General features: G+C 62.4%; 13 protein-coding genes. All 13 read right to left on the minus strand.

Going from position 1 to position 11982, the window contains the following annotated elements:
- Position 1 precedes the first annotated feature (1 nt).
- Positions 2-997: a dihydroxyacetone kinase subunit DhaK gene (dhaK, locus tag AX760_RS00700; protein WP_071830905.1), complete on the minus strand. Its 996-nt coding sequence runs from the start codon at positions 995-997 to the stop codon at positions 2-4.
- 93 nt (positions 998-1090) lie between these two features.
- Complete coding sequence (locus AX760_RS00705) at positions 1091-1501, minus strand: hypothetical protein (protein ID WP_071830906.1); 411 nt, start codon at positions 1499-1501, stop codon at positions 1091-1093.
- 2 nt (positions 1502-1503) lie between these two features.
- Positions 1504-3105 carry a putative PEP-binding protein gene (locus AX760_RS00710; protein WP_087149123.1) on the minus strand — a complete coding sequence of 534 codons (1602 nt, stop codon included), beginning with the start codon at positions 3103-3105 and terminating at the stop codon, positions 1504-1506.
- A complete protein-coding gene (locus tag AX760_RS00715; RefSeq protein WP_083531021.1) occupies positions 3077-3433 on the minus strand; it encodes an HPr family phosphocarrier protein in 357 nt (118 codons plus the stop codon). The genes AX760_RS00710 and AX760_RS00715 overlap by 29 nt, the downstream gene beginning before the upstream one ends.
- Positions 3430-3831 carry a dihydroxyacetone kinase phosphoryl donor subunit DhaM gene (gene dhaM / locus AX760_RS00720; RefSeq protein ID WP_071830909.1) on the minus strand — a complete coding sequence of 134 codons (402 nt, stop codon included), beginning with the start codon at positions 3829-3831 and terminating at the stop codon, positions 3430-3432. Before dhaM ends, AX760_RS00715 begins: the two co-directional genes overlap by 4 nt.
- The gene (gene dhaL, locus AX760_RS00725; protein WP_245294902.1) at positions 3828-4466 is read right to left on the minus strand and encodes a dihydroxyacetone kinase subunit DhaL; all 639 of its coding nucleotides are present in this window, start codon (positions 4464-4466) and stop codon (positions 3828-3830) included. The genes dhaM and dhaL overlap by 4 nt, the downstream gene beginning before the upstream one ends.
- On the minus strand, positions 4463-6109 hold the full coding sequence (locus AX760_RS00730) for a dihydroxyacetone kinase subunit DhaK (protein WP_071831034.1): 1647 nt from the start codon (positions 6107-6109) through the stop codon (positions 4463-4465). The genes dhaL and AX760_RS00730 overlap by 4 nt, the downstream gene beginning before the upstream one ends.
- Before the next feature lie 72 nt (positions 6110-6181).
- The gene (locus AX760_RS00735) at positions 6182-7192 is read right to left on the minus strand and encodes an ABC transporter ATP-binding protein (RefSeq protein ID WP_071830910.1); all 1011 of its coding nucleotides are present in this window, start codon (positions 7190-7192) and stop codon (positions 6182-6184) included.
- Positions 7185-8282 carry an ABC transporter ATP-binding protein gene (locus AX760_RS00740; RefSeq protein WP_071830911.1) on the minus strand — a complete coding sequence of 366 codons (1098 nt, stop codon included), beginning with the start codon at positions 8280-8282 and terminating at the stop codon, positions 7185-7187. Before AX760_RS00740 ends, AX760_RS00735 begins: the two co-directional genes overlap by 8 nt.
- Before the next feature lie 3 nt (positions 8283-8285).
- On the minus strand, positions 8286-8492 hold the full coding sequence (locus AX760_RS00745) for a hypothetical protein (protein WP_071830912.1): 207 nt from the start codon (positions 8490-8492) through the stop codon (positions 8286-8288).
- Positions 8489-9442, minus strand: coding sequence for a carbohydrate ABC transporter permease (locus AX760_RS00750; protein WP_071830913.1), 954 nt, complete (start codon positions 9440-9442; stop codon positions 8489-8491). The genes AX760_RS00745 and AX760_RS00750 overlap by 4 nt, the downstream gene beginning before the upstream one ends.
- Complete coding sequence (locus AX760_RS00755) at positions 9439-10413, minus strand: carbohydrate ABC transporter permease (protein WP_425348796.1); 975 nt, start codon at positions 10411-10413, stop codon at positions 9439-9441. Before AX760_RS00755 ends, AX760_RS00750 begins: the two co-directional genes overlap by 4 nt.
- Positions 10414-10491: 78 nt before the next feature.
- Positions 10492-11817, minus strand: a complete 1326-nt coding sequence (locus AX760_RS00760; protein WP_071830914.1) for an ABC transporter substrate-binding protein — start codon at positions 11815-11817, stop codon at positions 10492-10494.
- Positions 11818-11982 lie beyond the last annotated feature (165 nt).

Genomic DNA, 11982 nt, shown 5'->3' on the forward strand with positions numbered 1-11982 from the left:
CTTACCAATGCAAGGCAGCGCTATGAACAGGCGCATCCCATAATCCGAGCGACGCATCGTCCAAAAGGGTCACGGTAATGGACATGCCGGCCATGTCGAGTGAGGTGGCATAGGTGCCGACGAGTTTGCGACAGACGACCAGACCGTGCGCTTCGAAGAAGCGCCGCGCGAGACCGAACATCAGATAGAGCTCGGAGGGTGGCGTTGCGCCGAGACCGTTAACGAACAGCAGGATGCGCTGTCCCTGCGCAGGCTCGAGGTCATCGAGGATCTGCCTGCAGATAAGGCTTGCGATCGTTGCCGCATCGGCGATGTCCTGCCGCGAGCGACCGGGTTCGCCATGAATGCCGACGCCCACCTCCATCTCGGTTTCGCCAAGCACGAAGGTTTCCCGCGTCGTCTGCGGAACGGTCGCGCCCTTCAGGGCGACGCCCATGGTGCGGGTCGCAGCGATTGCGCTTTCCCCGACAGCCTTCAGCGAAAAAAGATCAAGACCGGCCTCGGCCGCAGCGCCGACGATTTTCTCGACGACGAGCGTGCCGGCCACACCCCGGCGCCCGGTTCCGCGCGCGGTCCGCTCGACGGCAATATCGTCGTTGACGATCAAGGTTTCGATCCGGTGCCCCCCGTCGGAAACAGCCATTTCCGCCGCCATCTCGAAATTCATCAGGTCGCCATCATAATTCTTGACGATCAGAAGGACGCCGGCGCCGTTGTCCGTCTCCCGGATTGCGCCGAGGATCTGATCCGGTGTTGGCGAAGTGAAGACGTGGCCGGTGCAGGCGGCATCCAGCATGCCCTTGCCAATAAAGCCCACATGCATCGGTTCATGGCCAGCGCCGCCACCGGCAATGATGGCGACCTTGCCAGGCGACAGAACTCGGCGACGTACATGTTTCCTGTCCTGCCCGAACGCAACCAGATCGTCATGGGCCCCGACAAAACCGTCCAGGCTATCGGCCGCCAGCGATCCCGCCTCGTTCATGAATTTCTTCATCGCGCTCCCCCGCTACCGATCGTACCCGAGCAGCGGAAATTTTCCAGTCCCGTCGCAGCAAGGCTCTGCTGGAGAATTTTGGCAGACCGCATACTAATCGGCCTCGCGCGAAAGCGAGACCATCTTCTGGATAAAATCCTGAATGGCCTCATCGAGCAGCTGGTTTTTCTTGTCATCCCCGAAATCCGCGACCATCAGCGTCAGTTGTCGCAGGCCTGCAGCATGGCCGAGATCCGGCAGCTTTCCGGGATGGGCCAGTTGATAGGCGTCCAGAAAGCGATCCTGCTCCGCCTTGCTGACATGGCAGACCTGGAAGATCGTTGCCAGGTGTCGCGCCGGCAGGGGGGTGGAATAGCTCGGGCTGGTTATCTGGGTAACGAAGCTGCGATGTTTGCCGAGAGCCGCGGCCAGGCGCTGGCGCGTCCCGGACGGCCGGTTGTCGATGATCGCGGCAAGAATCGCCTTATAGCCGGTGATCGCATCTTCGTTTGCGTCGCGCGCCATTGTCAGCTTCCCGTCTTCGCATGATGAAGCGCTGTCTTTAGGGCCGCAAGCTGTCGGGGGGCAACGGAAAACTGCCGCAGCCCGCAGTCGAGCAGCGCCGGCAAAGCGTCCGGACGACCGGCGAGATCGCCGCAGATGGAGATCGGCTTGCCCATCGCCTGCGCCGTCGACACCGTCTGCCGGACCAGCCGCAGCAATGCCGGCCGGGTCTGGTCGTAGAGATTGGACAGGGCCGCATTGTCCCGGGCAGCGGCCGCCAGATACTGGGCGAGATCATTTGTGCCAAGGGAAAAGAAATCGGCAGTTGTAAAACTGTCGAGCATCAGCGCCGCCGCCGGAACCTCCACCATCATGCCGATATCCGGCAGGCGTGCCTCGATGTGCCTGCGCGCAAGGGCCTGCGCTTCCTCGGCAAAGATGCGCTGGGCTTCAACGATCTCGGAGTGGACCGTGACCATCGGCAGCATGACCTTGAGATTTCCAAGCACCGATGCCCGCAGCAAGGCGCGCGCCTGCACCCGCAAAAGATCGGGATGGGCGAGCAGCAGGCGGATGCCCCGCAATCCGAGGAACGGGTTGCGCTCGCTCTCGCCAAATCCGCCCAGCGCCTTGTCACCACCCAGATCCAGCAGCCGCACCGTCACGGGCCGCGCGCCGGCCCAGCGCAGGACTTCGCCATAGAGACGGTATTGTCGCTCCTCATTGGCGAGATCCGCACCCGATGCCATCAGCAACTCGCTGCGCAACAGCCCGATGCCGGCACAATCCGCAGGCACAGCAGCAAGCTCCGCGGGATGGTCGATATTGACGAGGCAGAGCGTATCGCCTTGCGTGCTGTCAGCCGAAGAAAAAAGAGAGGCAGGCGACGTTGCCCTTTCGGCATCGGCAGCCCGATCAGAAGCCAGCATAGCCGCCGCAATAGCCGCCTCGCCGGGCTCGATCATCACCAGCCCGCGCCGGCCATCGACCAAAAGAAGCGTACCATTCTCGACAGAAAACGGGTCCGAGCCGACGACCATCGGCACCGACAGCGCACGGGCAAGCAGCGCGACATGGCTTGCGGTGCTGCCGGCGCTCAGCACGATGCCGCCACCCGCAGTCCAGTCATGCGCCAGAAAATGGCTCGGCGCGATATCCACCCCGACGAAGATGGACCCGGCCGGAAAATCGTCCGCTCTGGTGCCATTCAGGACATCAAGGACACGGTTTCGCATGTCGATCACATCCATGGCCCGGGCCTGGATATCGGCATCCTCCGAGCTTTCGAAGCCGGCAATATAGTCCTCGATCGCAGAGACCCAGGCAAGGACTGCGTCGGACGCTGCATCCGGCCGATCCGCGCCCATGGCGCGGGTGACAGGATCGGACAGCATTTCGACCTGGAATTCAAGAATGTCGCGGCTGCGGCGCTCCGACACGGCGATCAACGCCTGGAGGTCGGCAATCGCCGCATCAATCGCCATCACAAGCGTCTGCGGACTGCCGGACTGAATGGCTGGCACTGTCATGAAGGGATCTGCGCCGAGATGCGCCTGCCCCACGGCAAGGCCGATGCCATTGCCCTGCCCGCGCAGGTCACGCGCCCCGGACATGCGATCTTTCATCAGCGCCGGGCTCGCCGAAATCACTCGCAAACAGCGCCTCGATGCCCTCTATGGCCTCCTGCGCTTTCAGGCCCTGCGCCCGGATGCGCAGCGTCGATCCCTTGCGGATGCGCGCGCCCATTACCTTGACGATGCTCTTGGCGTTGAGCCATTGGCCGGAACGGTTGACCTCGATCTCGATCGTGCAGGGAAAGCTCTTGGCAAGCCGGGTGAACAGTACAGACGGGCGGGCATGCAGCCCGACCCCATGGGTGATCAGCAGCTCGACCGATGCAGCTGGCCCGGGAGACGACACCTCTGCCTGTAGACTTGGCCGTTTCTCCGTCATGAGGGGGAAAGCTCCTCTGCGGTCGCAACGACCCGCGCCAGCGATGCGCCGCCTGAGGCTTCGGCCGCGGCCATCACAGCGCCCTCGACGATCGGTGCATTGCAGATGGCAATGCGCGCCGACCGTGGCGCGCCGATCGCCTCGACAGCCATCTCGCTGTTGGTTTCAGCGCCACCGAGATCGACGAAGATTGCCACGCCGGCCTCCGACCAGGCAGCCTCGATCGCCTGCAGGATCGCGGCCATATCGGTTCCGAGGCCACCAGCCGGATTGCCGCCGCACCAGGCGAGCGGCACGCTGTCGCCAACCATCTGGCGCACCATGTCGGCCGCCCCCCTGGCGATCAGCGGCGAATGGGAGACGATGACGATACCGACATTCGGGGTGGCAGCGCTCATGCCCGGCGTCCCCCGTTGATTTCCCGACACACGGCCGCGACCAGCAGCGCGCAGCTGGCGGCGCCCGGGTCCATATGGCCGATGGACCGCTCCCCCAGGAACGACGCACGCCCGCGCCTTGCCCGCATGGCAACCGTCATTTCTGCCAAGGCCGCGACCTTCGCCGGCGTGGTTTCAAACTTGTTGTCCGCAGCCAGCAAATCGCTGAGCGGAAACAGGACGTCGAGAAGCGTCTTGTCGCCGGTCCCTGACTTTCCCCGTCTCGCAACAGCGTTCACCGCATGCGCGAAGGCTGTCGGAAAATCATCCGTGCCGCTGGTTTCCGACATCGCCCTGCCCAGTTCCATCAGAAGCGTTCCGTAAAGCGGCCCTGCAGCCCCGCCGATCGTCATCACGAGTATGCGGCCGGCTTCCGCCAGGGATTGGGCAAGCGGCAGGGCTTCGAGCCGTTGGCTCTCGGCCAGAAGCGCCTCGCAGCCGCGCTGCATGTTGGTTCCATGATCACCGTCGCCAATCGCACCATCCAGCCGGTTGAGGCGATCGGCATGCCGCGCAATGTCCGCACAACAGGCAGCGATCACGGGACCGATCCGGACCAGAACGGGCATCGGAGCGATCTGGCAGGCCGCGTTCATGCAGGATCCAGACCGTCTGCAAGGGCCGCAAAGACCTGCGCAACCGCATGCGCGCCCGGGTCCATGACGCCGTCGAGTTCGCGCTCGCCGATATAGGCAGAGCGACCGGCCCTGGCCTTGCGCATCGATTGCGTCGCCTCGGCGCCCTTCGCGGCCGCCAGCGCAGCGGCGCGCAATCCCGTTTCAGCCAGTGCCTTCAGGGCCGGTTCGAGTGCGTCGACCATGGTGCGATCCCCCGGATGGGCGCCGCCATAAAATGTCATGCGCTCCAGACCCGACAGAAGTGCTGCCGGCATATCCGGCTTGGCGGCATATGCCTTTGCGGCAGCGGTGAAAAAGATCGACAGCAGCACACCGCTCGATCCACCCATGCTGGTGCCGAGCAGATCGCCGATCCGCGCCAACGTCGCTCCCCGGTCGGCAAGCGGAAGGCGCGCCGTCTGCGCCAGAATGCTGCGCGCACCGCCAGCCATCGTCGAGCCCGTATCGCCATCGCCAGCCTTGGCATCGAGACGGTTGAGATCCGCTTCGAGTGCGACCAGACGATTGCAGACGAGAACGAGAACACGCTCGGCTGCAGCATCCGTGCTGGCTTCAACAGCACCTTCGCCAACCGCCCCCTGCGGCGCGGCGACGATCGCGATATCGTGGCAGGCAACCGCCGGGACCCAGGCATGCGGCGCAACGGGCGCGCGCAGCGCCTGTTCGCGCGCTGCATCGAGACGGACGAGAGAGAGCGAAAAGCCGTTCATGTTCAGCGCCGTCATCATCGGCGCCGGACCAATCGTCAGCGACACTGTCTTACCAAGCGGTCCGGCCAGAACCGCATTGGCAAGCAGCGTCATCTCGAGCGGCGGAACGGCACCGAGATTGTTGATCAGCAGGGCATGGGGCACATCCGGCGTCATCTCGGCGGACAGGCGATCGATCATGGTTGCAAGAATGTCATCGGCCGGCTGGACGGCAATGCGCTCGATCCCCGGCTCGCCATGAATGCCAAGGCCGAGTTCACCCTCCTGCGGCCCGAGCCGGTCTTCAAACCCCTGGCCAGGGATGGAGCAAGAGGAAAACGACACGCCGAGAGAGACGATATCAAGCGCTACTGCCCTCGCAGCCGCTGCCACTTCCGCAAGACTGGCGCCGCTTTCAGCGAGATGACCGGCAATCTTGTGCACGAAGAGCGTGCCGGCGACACCGCGTGGCTGGTTGATCTCCGGAAGCGCAATATCGTCGGCAACGATGACCATCTCGACATCAAAACCTTCGGAACGGGCCTTCTCCGCCGCAAGACCGAAGTTCAGGCGGTCACCGGTGTAATTCTTGACGACCAGCAGGCAGCCCGGCCTGCCGGTCACGGCCCGGATCGCGGTCAGCACCGCATCGACACTGGGCGAGGCAAAGATTTCGCCGGACACCGCCGCCGTCAGCATGCCCCTGCCGACGAAACCGGCATGCGAGGGCTCATGGCCGGCACCGCCGCCGGAAATGACCGCAACACGGGACTTGTCCCAGTCGGCACGCAGGATCACCTTGATCTCCGGATAGCTGTCCAGCCGCGCCAGCATGCCGGCAGGCGTGGTTCGCAGCAGCCCGTCGAGCGCTTCGGTGACGATGTTTTCCTTGCGGTTGAAAAAGTGTTTCATCGCGTTCATCCAGTGTGTTTCCAATCGGCATCCTTTCCGCGCACGGGAAAGAAAGCAATCGCCTGTTCTGCATCACATCAAGCGCTGCCCATCCGCACCGAAATAGAGCGGATCCTTCAGCGTCAAGGTGATATTGTCGCCCGGCTTGACCGGAACATAGGGATTGGCGAGCGTCACCAGCTTGTGGCCGGCGATCCGCATGTGCAGGTGGCTCTGGTCTCCCAGATGTTCGATCCAGTCGATCTGGGCATTGGCATTGCCGTTGGCAGCCTGGATTTCCAGATGCTCGGTGCGGGCGCCGACCGTCTTTGTGCCCGGCGGCGCTTGCGCGCCCGGCACAAGCCCTGCCGGCAGGAGATTGATGTGCGGTTGCCCGAGGCGTGCGGCGACATGCAGGTTGGCCGGATTGCTGTAGATGTCCCGCGGCGTGCCGATCTGCACCAGCTTTCCGCTATCGAGAATGCCGATCCGGTCGGCCATCGTCATCGCCTCGATCTGATCGTGGGTGACGTAGAGCATCGTCGAGCCGAGGTCCCGCTGGATGCGTTTCAGCTCCAGCCGCAATTCACCCCGCAGCTTCGCATCGAGCGATGACAGCGGTTCGTCCATCAGGTAGATCGCCGGCTTGCGCACCAAAGCACGACCGATCGCGACGCGCTGCATCTCACCACCCGACAGGCGCGTCGAACGGTTTTCCAGCTTGTGGTCGATCCGCACCATGCCGGCGACTTCCCGGACGCGTCGATCGATCTCGTCTGCGGACAGCCGCCGCGCCGGAGACCGCAGGGGAAAGGCGAGGTTTTCGTAGACGGTCAGATGCGGATAGAGCGAATATTGCTGGAAGACGAAGGCGACGTCGCGACTGGCAGGGGCAAGGCTTGCCATGTCCTGTCCGCCGATCGTCACCCGGCCGCTGTCCGGCTTTTCCAGCCCGGCGATCAGCCGCAGCGTCGTCGTCTTGCCGGCACCGGTCGGCCCGAGCAAGACGACGAATTCGCCATCACGGATCGTCAGCGTCAGATCCTGCACGGCCAGATTGTCAGCGAAGGACTTGGAGATGGATTGAAGCGTAACTTCAGCCATGACGGGCCTCCGTATGAAGCGAGGACAGGACGGCGCGACCGGAAGCGCAGTCGAACAGGGAGAGTTTTTCACTGTTGAGTTCGAGGCCGACGGTCTCACCGATCCTGAACGTCCGGTCGGCCGGCACGCGTGCCTTCAGGAGACCCTTGCCGGTTTCGACGGCAACGATCTGGTTGGTGCCGAGATATTCGGCCCCATAGACAGAACCGCGCAGCGCAGCGCTGTCGCTGAAACGGATGTGTTCCGGTCGCACGCCGAGCGCCAGTTCACCGGGTGCCAGATCCTGATGCACTTCCGGCAGCGCGACGTCCACGCCTTCGAGCGAGATCGAACGATCACCCTTCTGAACCCCTGCCGTGAACTTCAGGAAGTTCATCGGCGGCGAGCCGATGAAATCAGCGACATACATCGAGGCCGGGCGATTGTAGATTTCCTGCGGCGTGCCGAACTGCTCGATGATGCCATGGTTCATGACGGCGATCTTGTCGGCCATCGCCATCGCCTCGTGCTGGTCATGGGTGACGTAGACCGTCGTCGCATGGATGCGGTTGTGCAACTCGCGCAATTCATGGACCATGACCTCCCGGAACTCCGCATCGAGCGTACCGAGCGGCTCGTCCATCAAGAAGCACTTCGGCCGTCGCACGATCGCCCGGCCCAGCGCCACCCGCTGGCGGTCACCGCCGGCAAGGCCTGAGACGGACTTGTCGAGGATGTGACCGATCTGCAGCAGCTTTGCCGTTTCCTCGACCCGCGTCCTGATCTCCGCCTTCGACACGCCCTGGCTCAGCAGCGGAAAACCGATATTCTTGCGCACATTCATATGCGGGTAGAGGGCAAAAAGCTGGAACACGAAGGCGATGTCGCGGGCGCTGGCCCTGTTGAAGCTGACATCCTCGCCATCAAGAAAGATCTGGCCGCTGGTCGGCAGTTCCAGCCCGGCGATCATCCGTAGCGTCGTCGTCTTGCCGCAGCCCGACGGCCCGAGAAGCGCCAGGAATTCGCCATCGGCAACCGTGAAGCTCGAATCCTGCACCGCGACGAACTCGCCGAAGGCTTTCCGCAGATTGTCTACCCTGATCTCGGCCATGGCTCACTCCGGAAATTTCGAGACAATGATGAACATCACGGTCCCCGCAAGAAGCGTGACCAGCGAATAGGTGTAGAGAACCAGCGCAAACGGCTGGAACAGCATCAGGAAGCCGACGGCAATCAGGGCCGTGGCGATGTTCTCCATCGGTCCGCGCCGAAGGAAGAAGGGACGTTTGGGCTTGGCGGGAGGGGTGGTCTCGTTGGTCATTTGCGAACCGCTCCGAAGGTGATGCCGCGCAGGAGCTGCTTGCGCAGGAGAATAGTGAAGACAAGGATCGGCACGAGGAAGATCGTCGTTCCCGCAGCCACCGCCGGCCAGTCCTGCCCGCCCTCGCCGATGATCGTCGGAATGAAGGGCGGGGCCGTCTGCGCCGAACCCGAGGTCAAAAGAACCGCGAAGGCATATTCGTTCCAGGCGAAGATCAGGCAGAAGATCGCCGTTGCTGCGATACCGGTCGTCGCCTGCGGCAAAACCACCTTGCGGAAAGCCTGCAGCCGCGTGTAGCCGTCGATCATCGCCGCTTCCTCGTATTCCCTGGGGATTTCGTCGATGAAGCCCTTGAGCAGCCAGACGGCGAGCGAAACGTTGACCGCGGTATAGAGCAGGATCATGCCGAGCGCCGTGTCGGACAGGCCAAGCTCGCGATACATGAGGTAGATCGGGATCGCCACGGCAATCGGCGGCATCATGCGCGTCGACAGGATGAAGAACAGGATATCGTCGGCCAGCGGCACCTTGAAGCGCGAGAAACCATAGGCCGAAAGCGTGCCGAGGAAAACCGCAAGAAAGGTCGAACCGAAGGCGATGATCAGCGAATTCTGGAACCGCGGCCAGTAATTGGACGGTCCCGCGATCACCATGTTGCGGTTTCGGGTGATCTCGTCGCAGGTCGAGACCGGCGCACCGAGCGACTGGATATACTCCGGTGTCTGGCGGGTCCGCGTCGTGAAGAGATTGCAATACCCTTCCAGCGTCGGCTGAAAGACGACCTTCGGCGGATAGCTGATCGAATCCGGTGGCGACTTGAAGCTGGTCAGGAAAATCCAGGCGAGCGGCACCATGGTGATGATCGCGTAGAGAATGATGATCGCACCGGCGATGCGCTTGCTTGTCTGGCTCGGTTCGACGACGGAATGGGCGGTGTTTGCGGTGCTCATCGTTGTTTCACCCTGTTCAGCGCTTTGACATAGATGTTGGCAAGCCCGAAGACGGCAACGAAAAGGATGATGGCGAAAGCCGAGGCCCGGCCGGTGCGCCAGCTTTCAAACGCCTCGCGCTTCAGGGTGATCGAGGCGACTTCGGTCGTCGACCCCGGTCCGCCGCCGGTCAGAAGCACGACCATGTCGAACATCTTGAAATTCTCGATTGCCCGGAAGAGAACCGCAAGCATGATGAAGGGCAGCGCCATCGGCACGGTGATCGACCAGAACTGCCGCCAGGCAGACGCCCGGTCCACTTCCGCCGCCTCGTAGATATAGTCCGGTATGGAGCGCAGCCCGGCCAGGCAGATCAGCATCACATAGGGCGTCCACATCCAGGTATCGACGATGATGATCGCCCAGGGGGACAGCGTCACGGAGCCGAGCATCTGGAAGGACGAGGGTTCCACGCCAGTAAAGAAGGCATAGACATAGTTAAACAGGCCGATCTGCGGCTGGTAGAGAAACCGCCAGAAATTGCCGACCACCGCCGGCGACAGCATCATCGGAATGAGGATGACGGTCGTCCAGAAGGCATGGCCGCGAAACTTGCGGTCGATCAGGTAGGCGAGCGCAAAGCCGATCAGCATCTGCAGCAGGATCGTCCAGAAAACGAAATGCGCCGTCGTCTGCATGGCCTGCCAGATATCCGGATCCGTCAGCACCCGCTGGTAATTGCTGAAACCAACACCCTCGATCTCGGCATTCGGGCGGTTTGCCCGGAAATTCGTGAAGGACAGATAGACCGCCCAGATCAGCGGAAAGATGTTGATGGCGAGAAGCAGCACGATCGTCGGCAGGATGAAGAGCCAGGCGATCGAGCGATCGGACAGGCCGCGGACACGGTAGACAAGCGGCACGGGCGTTGCCCGCACGGCCTTCTCCGCAGCTTTGTCCAGAAGGGTTGTATTGTTATCGGTCACGGGCATCACCTGGAATGAAGAAACGGCACCACATCGGGAAGCGGCCGCCCAGCCCTGAAGCCGGGCGACCATTCCGGGAGGATGTCAGAGTTTCCCGTCGTCTTCGAAGACTTCGGTCCAGTCCTTGACCAGCCCGTCGAGGGCTTCCTTGGCCGTGCCCTGGTCGGCCACGACATAGTCATGCAGGCGTTTCTGTGTTGCCTGCAGCAGGATGGCGTAGGACGGTTCCTGCCAGAAGTCCTGCACCTGGTTCATGGCGACGAGGAAGTCGGCCGCAAACGGCTGGCTATCCTTGAAGGACGGATCGTTCAACACCGCATTGTGCACGGCATAACCGCCGAGCGACCACCACTTCTTCTGCACGTCGGGCTGCGCGAACCATTTGATATAGGCAAGCGCACCATCCATGTTGTCGGTGTTGGCAACGACAGAAATCCCCTGCCCGCCCAGCGTCGACGCATTCGTCGTGCCCTTTGGATTGTTGAAGAAGCCGATCTTGTCGCCGCCGACATTCTCGTCCTTGACGAGGCCGGGGAAGAACGCAAACCAGTTCATCGCCATTGCCGCCTGGCCGGATTTGAACGCATCGAGCGTCTCACCCATATAGGCGTCGGTATAACCCGGCGGCGTGCAGCACTTGTAGAGTTCCTTGTATTCCTCTAGCCCCTTGATGGCATCGGCGGAGTTGACGGCGCCTTCCATGTCGTACTTGCCGGGTGTCATCTCATACTTGAAACCATTGGCATAAAGCGCCTGCGTTGCGCCCATGGTAATGCCTTCTGAAGCGCGCTCCGTGAAGATCGCCGCGCCATAGACCTTCTTGCCGTCGATGTCCTTGCCGTTGAAGAACTTCGCCGTTTCCAGCAGTTCCGGCCAGGTCGTCGGCGGCACCAGGTCACGGCCGGTCGCAGCCTTGAATTCGGCCTGGATTTCCGGCTTGGCGAACCAGTCCTTGCGATAGAACCAGGCATTGGCGTCACCCATGGCCGGCAATGCCCAATAGTTCGGCGTGCCCTTCGGCCAGGTCGAATAGGCGTTGACCGCCGCCTGGGCGAAATCGCTCATCTTGATTCCTTCCTTGTCGAAGAAATCGTTGAGCTTGACGTAATACCCGTTCTCGGCGGAACCGCCGAGCCACTGGCTGTCGCCGATCAGAAGATCGCAGAGCTTGCCGCCGGCATTGAGTTCATTGAGAATGCGATCGGCGAAGTTCGGCCATGGCACGAACTCGAATTTCATGTCGGTGCCCGATTGCGCCGTGAAATCCTTGGAAAGCTCGACCAGTGCATTTGCCGGATCCCATGCCGCCCAGCACAAGGTGAGCTCGGCTGCCTGCGATGCGCTTGGCGCCACGGTCGAAAGCGTCAGCGCCGTTGTTGCCCCCAAAAGGGCCTTGGTCATTTTCCGCATGTATTCCTCCCAGATACAGAGACAGGCACCACGCCGGTCTCGGGAATTCCCATTCTCCGCGCGGGACTTGGCCCTGGTTCAAAAGGGCGCAAGGCTGCGCGACTGCCATCCGCCGGGGCCGCCATCAAACATCATAGATTTTACCGAGCTCCCCGCCCTTCGCCC

Source organism: Pararhizobium antarcticum (genome assembly GCF_001885585.1).
In the GTDB taxonomy this organism is placed as follows: Bacteria; Pseudomonadota; Alphaproteobacteria; order Rhizobiales; family Rhizobiaceae; genus Pararhizobium; species Pararhizobium antarcticum.